Here is a 17,019-nt window from a genome sequence, read left to right on the forward strand (position 1 = left end):
GCGCGTCACCGTGCAAGGATCAGGCTGACATTGCTGCCGCCGAACGCAAAGGAATTGCTCATCACGTACTGCGCGCCGGCGCCGCGCGGCAGAAAACGCTCGCTCTCGACCAGATCCAGCACCGGCAAAGCGGGATCGGCATCGCCGTCCCACAGATGGCGCGGCAACGGTACGTTGTCGCGCGCAAGCGTCAACCATGCGAAGGCCAGTTCGGTGGCGCCCGCCGCGCCCAACTGGTGTCCGGTCAGCGGCTTGGTGCCGCTCGTCGCCACGCCGTTGGGGAACACCCGCGCCATCAGCTTCGCTTCCATCTCGTCGTTCTTGCGCGTGGCGGTGGCATGCAGATTCACATAGCCGACCTCGGCGGATGCGATGCCCGCATCGGCCAGCGCCGCCTGCAATGCGAGTTCGCCGCCCACTCCTTCCGGGTCCGGCGAGGAAATATGATGTGCGTCGCTCGATTCGCCGACACCCGCGAGTCTCACCGCCGCTTCTTCGCGGCTCATCAGGAACACGGCGGCGCCTTCGCCGACGTTGATGCCGCGGCGATTGCGGCTCATGGGATTGGTGCGCTCGCTGCTGGTCGATTCGAGCGATGCGAAGCCTTGCACCGTCAACTCGCACAGCGAATCGACGCCGCCCACCACCACTGCATCGCACAGCCGCAATTGCAACAACCGGCGCGCGGACGCAAAGGCCTTCGCGCTCGAAGTACAGGCCGTCGAGATCGTGAACGCCGGACCATGCACGCCGAGCGTGGCGGCGGCGAATGGCGCGGCGGTGCCGATCTCCATCTGCCGGTAATTGAAGTTGGCGGGCAGCGTGCCCGCTTGCGCCTGATGGACGAACGCGGCTTCGGCCGCTTCGACCCCCGAGGTGCTGGTGCCGAGCACCACGCCGATCCGATGCGCGCCGTAACGCTCACGCGCCGCAGCGATGGCGGGCTCGATCTGCGTCAGCGCGGCTAGCAGCAAGCGGTTATTGCGGCAGTCGTAGCGTGCGAACCCGGCGCGCGGCGCCAGATCGAGGGGCGTGGGCACGCTGCCCACAAACGCCTCGCCGATGCCCGTGTGCGCGTTCGTCATGCCCGGTGCCCGACCTGCGGCAAGCGCCGGGACGATCGCATCGAGGTCGCCGCCGAGCGCGTTGATCATGCCGAGCGCGTGCAAATAAACTGATGGCGCCTTCATGCGGCCCTCCTTGATTCCGTTGGCATGCCGATCGGCGCGAGCAACACCGATACCGCGATGCCGAGCGCGAGCGTGGCGCCGAAACTCTTCAGCGCGGGCATCGCGCTCATGCCGAGCATGCCGAACGACAACAGCGTAGTGGCCGCCGAGAGCAGCACGCCCGTCCACACCGCGCCGAGATCGGCGTCGGGGCGCAAACAGCCTTCGCGCAGAAACACCGCGTAGTTTGCACCGACACCGAGCACCAGCATCAGCGCGAGCCAGTTGAAAAGATTGAGCGGCACATGCACGTAGCCGAACACAGCGAGCGTGACGCCGACGGCGAGCAGAACCGGCAGCGTCACCGCGATGCCGCCGCGCACGCGGTCCCACAAGGTGATTTCCTTCGAGGCGTTCGCCAAGGCGACCCTCTTCGGCGCGTAACGCAGCGTCAGCAGCACCAGCACGAGTGCGAGCGCGCCCGCGAGCCACCAGCCGCTATCCACGCGATACGCACCGAACAGCTTAGACACGCTCGCCGCCTTGTCGACGAATACGACACCGGGCACCGCCTGCGCGATGCTGATCAGCGCGCCTGCGTTCTGCGGCGTCACGCCTTGTGGAATCACGACGGCCGCATAAGCCTTGGTGGCCGAATCGACTTCGCCCAGCCATAAGTGCTTGTACGGCCGCGACCACGGCGCGGCGAGCCACGTGTCGACCGTGAGCAGCGGCTGCGGTTTCGCATATGCGGCGAGCCAGGCATCGGCGACTTCGTCTTTGAAGCCCGCCTGCAGCAGCGTGGCTCGCAATGCGGCGGGATCGTCGAATACGTGCTGCGCGAGCAGCGCACGATCTGCGTTTTGCTGTTTCGCGGACGGCACGAATTGCGCCACCGACTGATAGCTGCCAATCCTGTTAGGCGTGCCGTTCAACGCGTCGAGTTTGTTGCCCAGCGCTTCGGCGCGTTGCAACACGGTCTCCGGCGTCTCCCCGCGCACCACAAAAAACTGCGCGCTGTTATCGACGCCGACCGCCGCGCGCACCTTGTCTTCCTGCGCGACCAGCGAAGGATCACGCTGGATCAGCAGATGGATGTCGTCGTCGCTCGTCAGACGCAGCCAGCCGGGAATGGCCACGATCAGCAGTAGCGCCGCGACGAACCATGCGCGCTTGCCGCCGATCGTGCGTTGCCATACCCTCAGCACTCGCGCCGCGCCGGCGAACAGGCGCTGCGGGCTGCGCTTCGGCGCGCGTGTGAGCAGCGCGGGCAACAATGACAGCACGGAGGCAAACGCCGTCCCAATGCCCACCATCGCAAAGCAGGCAATCTGCTTGAGCGCGGGGAACGGCACCCACGTGAGGATCGCGTAACCGAGCAGGCTGGTGGCAAGCGCAACCGTCAAGGCCGGACGTACCGCGCGCGCGCCACGGCGTGAATCCCAGTCACGCCCGGCGCCGAGATAGACGACGAAATACTGAATCGAATAATCGACCGCCTCGCCGATCAGACTCGCGCCGAACACCAGCGTCAACAGATGTAGTTGACCGAATATCAGCATCGTCACCGCGAGCGCGCAGACAATGCCGAGCGCCGTCGAAACGAATCCGAGCAACAACAGACGCGGCGAGCGGAACACCCACATCATCAACAACGCGATCCCGCACAGCGACGCGACGCCAATCAGGTGAACCTCGTGTTCCGACGCGCTGCGTGCCGATTCCGCGTAGAACACCGCGCCGGTTCTCGCCACCGACACATCGGGGAAGGCCTGCTTCAACGCGCTTTCGCTTCGTGCGAGCGCGGCGAGTACCGCGTGCTGCGTTTTCGATTCGTAGGCCGAGCCCGGCAGCGTGGCGACGATCAGCACGCTGGTCGCGGCGCCTTGATGCGACACCAGCATGTTGTCTTCGAGTTCGAGATTCGACGTGGCGAGCGGCAAGCCGCCGAGCCAGTGTTCGAGCCAGCCGAACGGATCGTCGGCGAGCGGCGTGGTCAGGCCGCCGCGCAATGGGCTGTAGATGCGCTGCGCGAGCGCATCACGCAATCCCGCAAGGGGGCTTCCTGCGGGGCTGGTGACATTGCTCTGCGCCAGCGCCACACGGTCAGCGGGCGCCAGCAAGCCGAAGCGGTACGGCATGTACAACGCGGCGATCTGCGACAGATCGAACGGCGGCAATTCCGCCGTCACCGAACCGAACGCCCCGCTCTTCTGCAATGAGGCGCCGAGTTGTTTCGCCGCCGCCTTCGCGTGCGCGTCGTCGTTGCTGGTGACGAGAAAAACCGTGCGATCACCCAGCGCGCTCGCCAGCGTATCGACCGCTTTTTCGGCAACCGGATCCGCTTCCGTAGCAGGAAGCAAGGCCAGCAGATTGGTCTGCAGCGGCGACGGTCCCGCGAATCGCCAACCGCAATACAGCGCGGCGGCGAGCGCAAGCAGCAACCACGCGGCGCGCACGCCCCATGCCTGTTTCGCGGACCGCTGTTGCAGCACCTGCATTACTGCGCTCCGAGCAAACTGCGCTCAGCCGGCGTCGGTTCGGCGAGCGCCGTGCTCTTCGCGAAGTCGAGCTTCGTGATGTCGCCGTTCGCGAGCGTGATGCGCAAGCTCTGCAAATAGTCACCGCCATTCATCTGCAAACCCTTGATCGATTGCGCGATCTGCGGCTGGTTCGGCGTGAGTTGCATGCGCCACTGCGCGGCGCTGCCTTCGGCTTGCACGTCGAATTGCGAGTAGAGCGCCGACAGATCGCCGCCAAGCATCGCGCGCATCATCTTCGAAACTTGCGCGACGCCGCGCGCGCCCTGGGCGCTATGCGTCGTCACGCGCTGGCCGTTGGCGTTGACTTCAGCGACGCCCGCGTCGGTGATCACGTAGGTGGCTTTGTAGGGCGTGTCGATCTGCCAGATCACGCCACGATCGCGGAAGAACAGCAGCGAGCCCGTGCTGACGAGCGGCTGCTTCATCGCGGCGAGCGTTTGCGTTTGCGTGAATTGGGCGCGGACACCCTTGGCTTGAGCAAGATGCGAGGCAATCTGCGAGACCAGCGCCGGGTTGCCGGCGGCTTGCGCGGGTTCTGCCGCGGACGCCGCCGTCGGCCACGCTGCCAGACCGGATACACCCAATGGGGTTAGCGTGCCTAATGCGAGCAACGCGCCCGCCGCCACACCGCGCAGGTTCATCGTTCCCATACGCGCTCCAGCTTTTCGAACACGACAGGCGGCGACACGAACTGCAATTCCTGCGTCGCTGCATTGACCGCGACCTGGATCGTGTAGCCCTTCGTCAGCCGCGCACCCGTTGCGCAATCGACAATTTCATAGCCTATTTTCAGGCGGTTTTCATGTTCGAGCAGTTCCGTACGCACCTCGAGCGCCTGGCCGTAGATGGCCGGGCGCACATACTTCAGATGGGCCTCGACGATCGGCCACAGGTAACCCGAGGCCTGCATCTCGCGGTAGTCGTAATCGAAGGCGCGTAACAGCGCCGCCCGGCCGATCTCGAAGTACTTCAGATAATGGCCGTGCCAGCACACGTTCATCGCGTCGACGTCGTGAAACGGCACTTCGACCGTTGCGCTGGCTGTCAGCACTTTAGGGGAGCCGGTCATGCGTTCGAGCCTCCGCGATGGTCGCCCGGATAGTCGCTCAACAACTCGCACGCGGCGATGCGTGCCGTCAGTGCGCGCAGATCGCTTTCCAAAGCGCGGTCTTCGTCGACGAACGGCGATTGCGCCGTCACGCTGTCGATGAAGTCCTGCAGCGGCGCGGGAACCGGCGTGGCGCTGTCGATCTTCAAGCGCAGACGGGCGGCCTGCACCGTCGCCAACGTATGCGCGGCGGCGACCTGCTCGGTCAATTCCAGCACACGCAAACAGTCGCGCGCGGCGATCGTGCCCATGCTGACCTTGTCCTGATTGTGCGCCTCGGTCGAACGCGAAAAGACGCTCGCGGGCATCGTGTTCTTCAACGCTTCGGCCGTCCATGCGGACGATGAAATCTGCACGGCCTTGAAACCATGATTGATCGCGGCACGCGCGGGAGCCGAGCCGGACAGATTGCGCGGCAAGCCGTTGTTGAAATTCACGTCGACCAGCAGCGCGAGCTGCCGGTCCATCAGATCGGCGAGATTGGCGACCGCGACCTTCAGCGAATCCATCGCGAACGCGATATGGCCGCCGTAGAAGTTGCCGCCGTGCAGCACGCGCTCGTTGTCGGGATCGATCAGCGGGTTGTCGTTCGCGCTGTTCAATTCGTTCTCGACATCGCGGCGCACCCACGACAACGCGTCGCGCGCAACGCCGATCACATGTGGCGCACAGCGAATCGAATAGCGGTCCTGCAGACGATGCCCGGGGGTATCGTCGCGCCCGCTCAGATCGTCGCGAATCCACGCGGCGGCTTCGGCTTGGCCTGCGTGCGGCTTCACTTCGAACAGCATCGCGTCGAAGTGCGCGGCGCGGCCGTCGAGTGCAACGGTGCAGAGCGCCGTGAGACGCGCGGTGAGACGCGTCAGATGATCGGCACGCGCAAACGCGAGACAGGCGAGGCCCGTCATCACCGCGGTGCCGTTCATCAGCGCGAGGCCTTCTTTCGGCGCGAGCGTCAGAGGCGTAGACCCAAGTTCGGTCCACACGTCACGCACGTTGCGCAGCGCGCCCTCGAACATCACATCGCGTTCGCCGGCAAGCGCGGCGGCCACATACGAGAGCGGCGTCAGATCGCCGCTCGCACCGACCGAGCCTTCCGACGGAATGCGCGGCAACACGCGATGATTGATCAGATCGGCGAGGCGTTCGAGCAACACGGGCCGCACGCCGGAAAAGCCGTAGGCCAGCGAATTGAGCCGCGCGGCGATCACCGCGAGCGTTTGCCCGTCGTCGAGATACTGGCCCATGCCGCAGCCGTGGTAACGCGTCAATTGCAGCGGCAGGGCTTCGACCAGTTCCATCGGCACGTCGACCACGCATGCATCGCCATAGCCGGTGTTGACGCCGTACACGGTGGCGCCCGCCGCCAGATGCCGGCGCAGGAAATCCGCGCCGCGCTGGATGCGCGCACGCCACGCCGGATCGGCGCTCAATGCGACCGGCGCGCGGTGCTGCGCGATCGCGACGACCTCTTCGATCGTCAGCCTGCGGCCGCCGATCGTCACCGCAGCCGGATTTGTGGTTGCATTCCCGCTCGCGCCGAGATTCGGTGCATCGATCAGATCATGTTCGGCCATGCGCGCCTCGCTTGGGGCTGGCCCAGAAATCGAAGAAATTGAACCATTGATAAGGTGCCTTGCGACAATAATGTTCGAGCCGAGCCGCGTAACGCTGCGCCCAGGCGGCGAGATGCTGCGCGCGATCGCGGCGCGGCAACTCGATGCGTTCGGCGAACGGCTCGAAATACAAACGATAACCGTCGTGCTCTTTCAGGCAGAAGAACAGATAGACGGGGCAGCCCAACGCATGCGCTAGCACGTAAGGGCCTTGCGCGAACGATGCAGTCGAGCCGAGAAATTGCGCTTCGGTCGTGCGGCCTGCTTCGTGTGCCGGCACGCGGTCGCCGACGATCACCAGCAGCTCGCCCGCATCCACCCGCTCCTGCATCATCATCGCGGTCTCGGGCCCGAAGTCGCTGACTTCGAGCAGATGCCGCGTGAACTGGCTATTGGCCGACGCCAGCACGCTATTGAAGCGCCGCGCGTGTTCGGTGTAGACCACGGCGGTGACCTTGGCGTGGGCGCCCTGCGCGGCGAGCGCGCGGGTCATCTCCAGATTGCCGAGATGCGCGCCGATCACGAGGGCGCCTTTGCCGCTCGCCACCAACGCTTTGAATGCCGAAGGATCTTCGAATTCGACCTCGGCGTTGTTGACGCGGCCGGACCAGGCGGCGAGCTTGTCGAAGCCCGATTGCGCGAACGCGAGCATGTGGCGATAGGCGGATAGCCAGCCCGGACGTGGCGTATCGCCGTGCGGCGCGGCTTCGCCAAGACGCGTGAAGTAGTTGCTCGATGCCTCGCGCGCGGCGCGGCCTGTCAGCAGAAAATACGCGACGATCGGATGCAGCCAGAGCGCGGTGAAACGGCGGCCGAACAGCTTGCAACTGAGCGCGAGCAAGGACATGCCCAGATGGCTGCCGCGTTCTGCGATTCGCCACCAGTCTTGTGCGGGCTGTTCGCCTGGTTCGGCTGGCGTACCTGGTTCGCCCGGACGAATCCATTCGGTGGGTTCGGCGGGTTCGCCCTGTTCGGCCTGAATGCTCGCGACCGTCGAGCGGCGCGGCATCACCTTGTGCGCGAGCAGCATCGGCAGACGCCACAGCATCCCGAACACCAGCCGCGTATGACTGCGGCTGATGCGCACGTTGTCCCACAACACGTCGAAATGCGAGACGCCATCGGCTGCGTACGTGACGCGCGTCGGAATCGAGCGGAATGCCGCGCGCCGCCAGTGCAGGCGCACGAGAATTTCAATGTCGAAATCCATGCGGGTCGGCAACTGCACGCTGTCGATCAGCTCGCAGGCCAGCGCAAGCGGATAGAGGCGGAAGCCGCACATCGAATCGCGAATCGTCAGCGAGAGCGTTTCGATCCACACCCACACGTGCGTCAGATAGCGGCCATAGAGGCGCGCTTTCGGCACGCTCTCGTCGTAGACCGGACAGCCGAGGATGACCGCGGCCGGCTCGGCGCGTGCCGCTTCGATAAAACGCGGCACGTCGGCCGCATCGTGCTGGCCGTCCGCGTCGATCTGCAGCGCATGCGTGTAATGCGCCGCGCGCGCGGCGCGCAGTCCCGCCATTACAGCGGCGCCCTTGCCGCCGTTGACCGGCAAGCGCAGCAGCGTGAGCTGCCCGGCGTACTGCCGCGCCAACGCGGCGAGTACCTGCTGGGTCGCCTCATCGCTGCCGTCGTCGACGACAAAGATCGGCAAGCCGTGCACCGCCAGACGGGCGACGGTCGCGCCAATCGCGTCCTTGTGGTTGTAAATCGGAATGACGATGCACGGGGCGAAGCTCATCACGCCGGCTCCCGATACACGATCACGCCCGACGCGCATTCACGGCCGCTCAAGCGGTACGCGAACTGCACGCGCCGACGCTCGGCGTCGTGGGCGAGCGTGAGATTCAGCACCGCGCCCGGCGGCACCGGCGCCATGAACTTGAGCCGGTCGATCGACGCCAGCGTGCGCACGGCGGGCACGTGTTCGGTGGCCAGACGCATCGCCCAGTGCACCTGGACCACGCCCGGCAGAATCGGCAGACCGGGGAAGTGGCCGGCGAAATGCACGAGCGTGGGCGGCACGCGCAGTTCGTAGTGCAGCGTGTCGGCGCTGCGGGTTTCGGCGAGCACTTCGACACCGTCCGCGCGTGCCTCGAAGGCAGCGGCAAGTGCAGCCGCCGGCAGTTTGCCGCGTGCGTCGAACGGCAACATGAGGCGAAAACGCCAATGACGCGGCAGCACTACCAGGTCGAAATATGCGGCGAGATGCCGGCGCAGCGTTTTCGCGAGCGACACACGGCCTTCGCCGCGCAATGCCTCGCTGCCCGCTTCGGTCAGCGCCACCACGGCGCCGACGCGCTCGCGCGAAGCGCCTGCCAGCGGCACGAGCGCCGCCTGGGCGACATACGGGTGCAAGGCCAGCCGCGCTTCGAGCTCCGGCAGCGACACGCGCTTGCCGTCCAGCTTGAGCACGCGATCGAGGCGGCCTCGCAGGCGGAAGCGGCCGTCGATATCGAACGCGATCTTGTCGTCAGTACGATGCCAGCCGTCGTGATCGAGATGCGGCGAGCGAACGTTCAGCGCGCCGTTTTCGTCGCAGCGCACCTCGATGCCGTTCACAGGCTGCCAGGCGTCGCTCTGATCCTGACGCCGCCACGCGATGCCGCCGGTTTCCGTACTGCCGTAAATTTCGATCGGCGCGGCGGCGTAGGCCGTTGCGTATTCCTGCGCGGCTTCAACGGCGAGTGGGCCGCCTGAAGAAAAGAACGCGCGCGGCGCCGGCGTCAACGCCGCAAAGCCCGGCAACGCGGGCCAACGCGACAATTGCGCGGGGGTAGAGACGACCACCGTGGCGCCGCACTGGTCGATCTGCGCTTGCAGATGCACAGGCTCGATGCTGATCGCGCGGTTGAACGCACGGCCCGCGGCAAGCGGCCACAACACGCGAAACAGCAACCCGTAGATGTGATGATGCGGCACGCTCGCGAGCATCGTCGCGTTGCCGACCAGCGCGCCCCATTGCTGTTCGAGCGTGTGCACTTCGGCATTGAATTGCGCAAGGGTCTTGCGGATCGGCTTGGGTGTGCCGCTGCTGCCCGACGTATAGAGCGTCAACGGGGCGTGCGGATCGATCGTGCGGGAGGTGTTTCGCGCGAGGTTATCGTCAGCATCCGCGCCTGCGTCTCGCCCGTCATGCGCGAGGTCGGCGTCGGTCAGCACGGCGTCGTACGCGTCGGCAAGATCGGCGAGATAGCCCGGCGTCGCATTGGCCGGAATCACCGGCTCCTTGCCGCAAGCGAACAACGCAAACAGCGCGCAGGCGAAATCGAACGGATCGTCGATACATAACGCGTAGCGTTGCGCGTCTTGCGTCCGGATCAACGCGACCAACGTCGAGACGCGCGCGCGAAACGCAGCGCGATCGAGCACCGTCGCGCCGTCGCGGCATACCGGCGCGTTGACGGCGCAAGCCTCATGGCTCGCCGACAACAGCTCATGCAACGCGATCATGCCGCCTCCGAACGCGCGGCTCGTGGCAGCACCACCAGATAACGCCAGATGACCTCGGCCACCAGCAACACGCCGATCAGTCCATAGGCAATCGCGCCGTTATAGAGCGACCAGCTCGCGCGGCTCCAGTACAGCGCCGTGTAAGCCGAGAAGGCGCCGTTCAGCGCAAAGAAGACGCACCACACCTGGGTCACGCGCCGCGTATGGCGCACGGCGCCCGGCGATAGATTCGGGTTGCCCAGCCGGGCGAATTTTTCGATCATCGACGGTCCACGCAGCAGCGTCGCGCCGAATGCGATCAACAGACCCAGATTGACGAGTGACGGATAGAGGCGCAACAGCAGCTCGCTGTTGGTGAACACGATGGCCGCCGACGCGCAGCTCAGCAAACCGACCACGGTCCAGTCGATCGCGGAAAGCCGCCGCAGCGAAGTCGCGACCGGACCGCTGCCGGCCCAGCGTTGCAGCCACAAAATGGCAAACAGCATGCAACCGACATAGCGCGGCGTGTCCCAGCGCCAGGCACACAGAATCAGCGCGGGGTACGCGAGTTTCAACAGAACCTGCACCACCGTTTTGCCCCGGTGGCGCTCAGTGCCAGGCGATGCCTCGCCGGGCTGGCTCGCCGCCGCTTGCATTCGCGAGCGCACGGATGGCATCAGCCTTGTGCCGCCAGCAGGGACTCAACCGCACCGATCACGTCGCCGACCGTGCGCACCGACTTGAATTCTTCCGGCTTGATGCGGCGGCCGGTCATTTCCTGCAGTTTGATCGCGAGGTCGACGGCGTCGATGCTGTCGAGATCGAGGTCTTCGAAGAGATGCGCGTCGGGCGTCACACGCTCGGGTTCGATCGCGAAGTTCTCTTTGAAGATGGCGCGGATGCGTTCAAGAATCTCTGCCTCGGACACGATTAATCCCCTTTTTTTGTGGTTTCGTTCACAGCATGCACTGCTTCGCGTTGACTCGCTACGAGCGCGGCCAGCGTGCTGATCGAGCGGAAGTGATCGCGGGTGCGTTCGTCGTTCGCTGCAATCGTCAGTCGATAGTGTTTGCGCAGCACGATGCCGATCTCGAGCGCGTCGATCGAATCGAGACCGATGCCGTCGGTATCGAACAACGGGGCGTCGTCGTCGATATCGGCCGGGCTCAGGTCTTCCAGATCGAGGGCTTCGATTAGGAGCTGCTTAATTTCCAGTTTTAAAGAATCCATAGTCGAACAGGTGCTGAGTAATGTGTGCTTCGATGGCGCTGGTCACGCTGCGCGCCGCGAGAGACGGTGAAGTGTCGTGGTCCGGAAGCCGCTCGACGCCAACCGGCGCGAGCACGTTCACACGGATGCGAAAAGCGCGCGCCGGTACGTCGTACCAGCGCATCTGCTTGGTGAAGGCCGGCGGGTTGCAATCCATCAGCACCGGCACGATCGGCGCGCCGACTTTCAACGCCATGTGCGCGAAACCGCGTGAAAACGCGTGCAGCCGGTTCGGCGCCGGACTGCGCGTGCCTTCGGGAAAAATAATCATCGTGTAGCCCGCTGCGAGTTGCCGCGCGCCGGCCTCGACAAGCTCCGAGGGATCGGCATTGCTCACATATTCCGCCGAACGCACGATTCCCCAAAAACAGGGATTACCCCAGTGCGCGTTTTTCACGACACAACAGGCACGCGGTGTGAGCGACAACAGCACCATCACGTCAAGGTAGGTGGGGTGATTGGCGACCACGATCGCCGGGCCGCCGGCGCGCAATGCCTCTGCGCCCGACACCTCGAGCTCCATCACGCCGATGCGCTGCAACACCGCGACGAGCGCGCGGAAAAACCAGTGGATCACGGTCGTTACCGCCAGCTGACGCGACGCACGATGCGGCCACAACCAGGCGAGCGGGAACACCAGGACTGAAAACAGCAGGCCGCAGATGCCGAACACCACGAAGGCCATGCCGGTCGCGAAGAATCGCCAAAGATAATCAAGCCGCGCGTTCATGCCACCTCCAATGCCAGGTGGCGCCGGCGCCTTGCCAGACGGCGGGCTTGCCCGTTTCCAGACAATGCAGCAGCGCCTGGCTCTGGGTCGCGAAGCTTTCGGCGGGGAGCGCCGCGGCTGCGTCGGTTGTGTGGCTTGTTTTGCCGGCGCCGCTTGTATTGTCTGGGTGGCCTGCCAACGTGCACACCAGTTGCCCCATCGCTGCTTCGCCGCCCAGCAGGATGGCGATCGCGCCGCCCTGCACTTCGTCTTCGATCGCGCCGTAGGCCGGGTCCGCCGGTTCGTCGGCGTACACGAGCAACACCGGCGAGCCGGGTTGGGCAGTGTACTGTGCGTACGCCTCCAGCAGCGCGTAGCCGAGTGTCTCGGCGCCGGCCGAGATCGCGCTGGCAGCGGAACGGTCGCCGCGCGCAATGCCGAAGACGCCCGTCATTGCGTTCAGCACGGACAGGCTGAAGGCCGTGGGCGAGACCGGCTCGCCCGCGCTGATGGCGCGCAGGATGTCAGTGGTGCGCCGCAATTCGCCGTGGCGCGACGCGAACACGACCCGGATGTCGTCTTGCGTCACGCAATCATGCGCGACCTTCAGGGCAACGCGGGACAAAGTGCTCAGGCGACGGCGCACGATCGGCTCGATAAAGCCAATATCGGGTGCGGCAGTTGCGGCGGCAGGCCAGCTAGACCAGCGAGCGACCGGAATGATCCAGTGCAGATCGGGCATATCGGTGTTCGCGCGTAGAAGCGAGGAGAGACTGAGGGCGCCTGACGGAATACTCGACCGTCACAGCGTGCGCGCCGCGCGGAGCGGCAGTCTCCAGCGGGGGGTCAAGCCAATCTTCTTATATAGGGTTCAGCAATTTAACGGCACTTGGCCCCGGTTATTGAGGTGCCTTTGCCAATTGGGCTGCAGGATTGTCTCGGGCTCCCTATGGTCGCGGGAATCATACTGAATATTCTGGATTAAATCAGCCACAAAAGACGTATCTATCTGTATCCGTATCGCAGGTGCGACGGATGACTGGACAACGCCGGTACGCAGGCCTGGCGGCACCTGGTGCATCCGCGATGAGAGTTGAAAGCCCCCGGCACCGCGTTTGCGGGCCAACTCGGCGGCGCGCCGTATCCCCGAATAGCCGCAATACTTTCGTTTAACTTTCTAAATGGGGCGTTTCGTTTCGGAACATTTCAAGGCTTCGGCGCGACCGCGGTGACGTTCTTCCTGGCGCACAGGATGACAAGACGGAAATTGCGACCGAGGCCCTCGCCGCGCACGTTCACGATTTCTTCGGTGTGTCAGCCGGCGTCTTGCTCGCGAAGCAAAACGGCCCGGCAGGAATGACCTGCCGGGCCGCTTTTCGTTGCGCCGCAGCGCATGCCGTTCGACACAACAAACTCAACCCAACGATTTACCGCTTACTGCACGGCCTCCACGCCCGACGCTGACGCCGGCGCGGCCGCGCCGCCCGTCGTAGCGACTTCGTTTGAGATCGCGCCGTTCTTGTCGACGGGAATCTTCACGGTATGGACCACCCCGTTGCCGAGCGGAAAATCGGCCAACGCGCTGCGCGCCAGATACGGCATGGCCCTCACCAGCGACGACTCGCCGCCCGAGTTGCGCGCCGTCACGTTATAGACCTCCTTGCCGCTGGCACGCTCGGTGATCCGCACGCCGAGCAGATGCGTGAAAATCGGGTAGCTCTGATTCACGTATGCGGTTGGAAACGGGCCCCATGGGCCCCACGGATCGAACGGCCGGCCCCAATACGGCGCCGGCCAGGGGTTGTAATACACCGGCTGCGCGACCGTCACCATGTCCGAGCGAATCCCGTACGACAGCCCCACGAGATAGCGCGCCTGTGAAGCGTCGACCTGACGGAACGCGTGCGTGGCGAGTTCGCTGCCGACAAAGCGCTCGTACGTGCTGAGTTCGAGATTGTTCTGCTGATCCGCCGCACGCGTGAACGCGTAAGTACGGGAAGCGTCAGTGCCGCTCCAGTCGGAAAACGCCGTGACCTGGGTGGTCACGTAGGTCGTACAGCCGGACAGCAACACCGTCAGCGTGGCCAGCAGCAGCGTGGCGCGGCGGGTCCATCGATCGATTTTCATGGTCTACCTCGTCGTGCCTGTTATTGCCAGTCTCGACCGGGTTCGTTTGCGGCAGCCGTTGCTGCGCGGGCGCCCGATAATACGCTGACCTGGCGATTCGGTAAAAAGTTCGGCCCGCACGATCCGCCGAGCCTTTGTACAATGGCTCGACAAGCCCGGCTCGCGCGCCATGAGCACGCCTGACGGCTCGAGTCCCATCACTACAGAACGCCATGGCCGATACCGCAACGCCCAATGTGATCCGCCGCGCCGATTACGCGCCGCCCGCCTTCCTGATCGACACCGTCGCGCTGGAGTTCGATCTGGTCCCCGAACGCACCCTCGTCAGGAATACGATGCGTGTGCGCCGCAACCCGGACGCGTCCCACGCCGCCAATCTCGAACTGATGGGCGAACAACTCGAGTTCGTCGGCGCCGCGATCGACGGCGCCCCGTTCGCCAACGCGCATGCGCACGAGCACGGCCTCACGCTCGACAACGTGCCGGACAACTTCGAACTCACGCTCACCAGTGTCTGCAATCCGGCGGAAAACACCACGCTGTCGGGTCTGTATGTGTCGGGCGGCAACTTCTTCACGCAGTGCGAGGCCGAGGGTTTTCGCCGCATCACCTATTTCCTCGACCGCCCGGACGTGATGGCGACCTTCACGGTCACGCTGCGCGCGAACAAGGCTGATTATCCGGTGTTGCTGTCGAACGGCAATCTGCTCGAACAAGGCGATCTGCCGGACGGCCGCCATTTCGCGCGCTGGGAAGATCCGTTCAGGAAGCCGAGCTATCTGTTCGCGCTGGTCGCGGGCAAGCTCGTGGCGCTCGAAGAGCGCGTGAAGAGCGGCTCGGGCAAGGAAAAGCTGCTGCAGGTGTGGGTCGAGCCGCACGATCTGGACAAGACGCGTCATGCAATGGATTCGCTGATCAACTCGATCCGCTGGGACGAGGCGCGCTTCGGGCTGGAACTGGATCTGGACCGCTTCATGATCGTCGCGGTGAGCGACTTCAACATGGGCGCGATGGAGAACAAGGGGCTCAACATCTTCAACACGAAGTACGTGCTGGCGAACCCCGAAACGGCAACCGACACCGACTTCGCGAACATCGAGGCGGTGGTCGGCCACGAATACTTCCACAACTGGACCGGCAACCGCGTGACCTGCCGCGACTGGTTCCAGCTGAGCCTGAAAGAAGGCCTGACGGTGTTCCGCGATCAGGAGTTTTCAGCCGACATGGCCGGCGGCGCGACCGACGAAGCCGCGCGCGCCACCAAGCGCATCGAAGACGTGCGCGTGCTGCGCCAGATGCAGTTCGCCGAAGACGCGGGTCCGATGGCGCACCCGGTGCGCCCGGAAAGCTACGTCGAGATCAACAACTTCTACACGATGACGGTCTACGAGAAGGGCTCCGAAGTCGTGCGGATGTATCAGACGCTGTTCGGCCGCGACGGTTTTCGCAAGGGCATGGACCTGTACTTCGAGCGTCATGACGGGCAGGCCGTGACCTGCGACGATTTTCGTCACGCGCTGGCCGACGCGAACGGCCGCGATCTCGCGCAGTTCGAGCGCTGGTATAGCCAGGCCGGCACGCCGCGCGTCTCGGTGCGCACGCAGTACGACGCCGCGCAGCAACGCTACAGCGTGACACTCACGCAAGGTTATGGCGAAGGCGCAGCCGCCGCGCGCGAAACGCAAAAGGGGCCGCTGCTGATTCCGTTCGCGATCGGCTTGATCGGCAAGAACGGCGCGGATCTGCCGCTGCAACTGGAAGGCGAAGCGCAGGCCGGCAACGCGACCACGCGCGTGCTCGAATTCACGCAGACCGAACAGACCTTCACGTTCGTCAACGTGGCAGAGGAGCCGCTGCCCTCGCTGCTGCGGAATTTCTCGGCGCCGGTGATCGTCGAATACGACTATTCGGCCGATCAACTGGCGTTCCTGCTCGCACACGACAGCGATCCGTTCAACCGTTGGGAAGCCGGCCAACGGCTCGCCACCCGCGAGCTGCTGACGCTCGCCGGGCGCGCCGCCACCGGCGTGCCGCTGCAACTCGACGACTCGGTGGTCGCCGCGTTCGCCCGCGTGCTGACCGATGAAACGCTCTCGCCTTCGTTCCGCGAGCTGGCGTTGATGTTGCCGTCGGAAGCATATCTGGCCGAACAGATGGCCGAATCGAATCCGGCGGCCGTGCATGCCGCACGGCAGTTCGTGCGCAAGCGCCTCGCGAATGCGCTCAGGAAGGACTGGCTCGCCGTGTACGAAAAGCACCGCACCCCGGGTGCGTACGAAGCAACGCCTGAGGCCTCCAGTCACCGTGCGCTGAAGAATCTTGCGTTGTCGTATCTCGCGGAACTGGACGATCCGGCTGAGGCCGTCCGGCTTGCCTCCGCGCAGTACGACGCGGCCAACAACATGACCGACCGCTCGGCGGCGCTCTCAGCCTTGCTCAACGCAGCGGCGGCGAATGGCGGCAGCGTTCAGGCGCAGCAGGCGTTGGAGGACTTCTACCGGCGCTTTGAAAAGGAACCCCTCGTCATCGACAAGTGGTTTGCGTTGCAAGCTACCCAACGCGGCAGCGCGCAACGTCCAGTGATCGAGATCGTGCGCAAGCTGATGGCGCACCCGGCGTTCAACCTCAAGAACCCGAACCGCGCGCGCTCGCTGATTTTCAGCTTCTGTGCGGCGAATCCCTCGCAGTTCCATGCTGAAGACGGCTCGGGTTACGCGTTCTGGGCCGACCAGGTGATCGCGCTCGACGCGATCAATCCGCAAGTGGCCGCCCGCCTCGCCCGCTCGCTGGAACTGTGGCGCCGGTTCACGCCGACGCTGCGTGACGGCATGCGCGCGGCGCTGGAGAAAGTGGCCTCGCAGGTGAAATCGCGCGACGTGCGCGAGATCGTGGAGAAGGCATTGGCGTGACGCTCATCTGACAGCGCCTCCCGCATCGAAAAGCCGGCACGCGTTGCCGGCTTTTTTTCGTCCTGAATGTCGCCGCGATGTCGCCGCGATGCCGCCGCGATGCAGCGCACGGACCTCGACGTTAGCCATCT

Annotated in this window: 14 protein-coding genes; 1 reads left to right on the top strand and 13 read right to left on the bottom strand. The window is 64.9% G+C overall.

The window, feature by feature from the left end:
- Positions 1-5 precede the first annotated feature (5 nt).
- The 13 genes from QOC89_RS08140 to QOC89_RS08200 all read right to left on the bottom strand — a co-directional run bounded on the left by QOC89_RS08140 (position 6) and on the right by QOC89_RS08200 (position 13,979).
- Positions 6-1,190: a beta-ketoacyl-[acyl-carrier-protein] synthase family protein gene (locus QOC89_RS08140; protein WP_323044559.1), complete on the bottom strand. Its 1,185-nt coding sequence runs from the start codon at positions 1,188-1,190 to the stop codon at positions 6-8.
- On the bottom strand, positions 1,187-3,670 hold the full coding sequence (locus QOC89_RS08145) for an MMPL family transporter (RefSeq protein ID WP_323044560.1): 2,484 nt from the start codon (positions 3,668-3,670) through the stop codon (positions 1,187-1,189). The genes QOC89_RS08140 and QOC89_RS08145 overlap by 4 nt, the downstream gene beginning before the upstream one ends.
- Entirely contained in the window at positions 3,670-4,362 is a 693-nt protein-coding gene (locus tag QOC89_RS08150) for an outer membrane lipoprotein carrier protein LolA (RefSeq protein ID WP_323044561.1), read from the bottom strand. The genes QOC89_RS08145 and QOC89_RS08150 overlap by 1 nt, the downstream gene beginning before the upstream one ends.
- Positions 4,350-4,781, bottom strand: coding sequence for a thioesterase family protein (locus tag QOC89_RS08155; protein WP_323044562.1), 432 nt, complete (start codon positions 4,779-4,781; stop codon positions 4,350-4,352). The genes QOC89_RS08150 and QOC89_RS08155 overlap by 13 nt, the downstream gene beginning before the upstream one ends.
- Positions 4,778-6,397 carry an aromatic amino acid ammonia-lyase gene (locus QOC89_RS08160; RefSeq protein ID WP_323044563.1) on the bottom strand — a complete coding sequence of 540 codons (1,620 nt, stop codon included), beginning with the start codon at positions 6,395-6,397 and terminating at the stop codon, positions 4,778-4,780. Before QOC89_RS08160 ends, QOC89_RS08155 begins: the two co-directional genes overlap by 4 nt.
- Positions 6,384-8,180, bottom strand: a complete 1,797-nt coding sequence (locus QOC89_RS08165) for a glycosyltransferase family 2 protein (protein ID WP_323044564.1) — start codon at positions 8,178-8,180, stop codon at positions 6,384-6,386. The genes QOC89_RS08160 and QOC89_RS08165 overlap by 14 nt, the downstream gene beginning before the upstream one ends.
- Positions 8,180-9,892: an AMP-binding protein gene (locus tag QOC89_RS08170; RefSeq protein ID WP_323044565.1), complete on the bottom strand. Its 1,713-nt coding sequence runs from the start codon at positions 9,890-9,892 to the stop codon at positions 8,180-8,182. Before QOC89_RS08170 ends, QOC89_RS08165 begins: the two co-directional genes overlap by 1 nt.
- Positions 9,889-10,551 (bottom strand): hypothetical protein, encoded by a 663-nt coding sequence (locus QOC89_RS08175; protein ID WP_323044566.1) that lies wholly within the window; start codon positions 10,549-10,551, stop codon positions 9,889-9,891. Before QOC89_RS08175 ends, QOC89_RS08170 begins: the two co-directional genes overlap by 4 nt.
- Positions 10,551-10,802: an acyl carrier protein gene (locus QOC89_RS08180; RefSeq protein WP_020069032.1), complete on the bottom strand. Its 252-nt coding sequence runs from the start codon at positions 10,800-10,802 to the stop codon at positions 10,551-10,553. The genes QOC89_RS08175 and QOC89_RS08180 overlap by 1 nt, the downstream gene beginning before the upstream one ends.
- Before the next feature lie 2 nt (positions 10,803-10,804).
- A complete protein-coding gene (locus tag QOC89_RS08185; protein WP_323044567.1) occupies positions 10,805-11,104 on the bottom strand; it encodes a phosphopantetheine-binding protein in 300 nt (99 codons plus the stop codon).
- Positions 11,079-11,873 (bottom strand): lysophospholipid acyltransferase family protein, encoded by a 795-nt coding sequence (locus tag QOC89_RS08190; protein WP_323044568.1) that lies wholly within the window; start codon positions 11,871-11,873, stop codon positions 11,079-11,081. Before QOC89_RS08190 ends, QOC89_RS08185 begins: the two co-directional genes overlap by 26 nt.
- Complete coding sequence (locus QOC89_RS08195; protein WP_323044569.1) at positions 11,857-12,594, bottom strand: beta-ketoacyl synthase chain length factor; 738 nt, start codon at positions 12,592-12,594, stop codon at positions 11,857-11,859. The genes QOC89_RS08190 and QOC89_RS08195 overlap by 17 nt, the downstream gene beginning before the upstream one ends.
- A 692-nt stretch (positions 12,595-13,286) precedes the next feature.
- Positions 13,287-13,979: a DUF4136 domain-containing protein gene (locus tag QOC89_RS08200; RefSeq protein ID WP_323044570.1), complete on the bottom strand. Its 693-nt coding sequence runs from the start codon at positions 13,977-13,979 to the stop codon at positions 13,287-13,289.
- A gap of 212 nt (positions 13,980-14,191) precedes the next feature.
- On the opposite strand from QOC89_RS08200, the gene pepN reads away from it, so the two are divergent.
- Entirely contained in the window at positions 14,192-16,888 is a 2,697-nt protein-coding gene (gene pepN, locus QOC89_RS08205) for an aminopeptidase N (RefSeq protein WP_323044571.1), read from the top strand.
- Positions 16,889-17,019: the final 131 nt, after the last annotated feature.

The organism is Paraburkholderia sp., assembly GCF_034668105.1.
GTDB lineage: Bacteria > Pseudomonadota > Gammaproteobacteria > Burkholderiales > Burkholderiaceae > Paraburkholderia.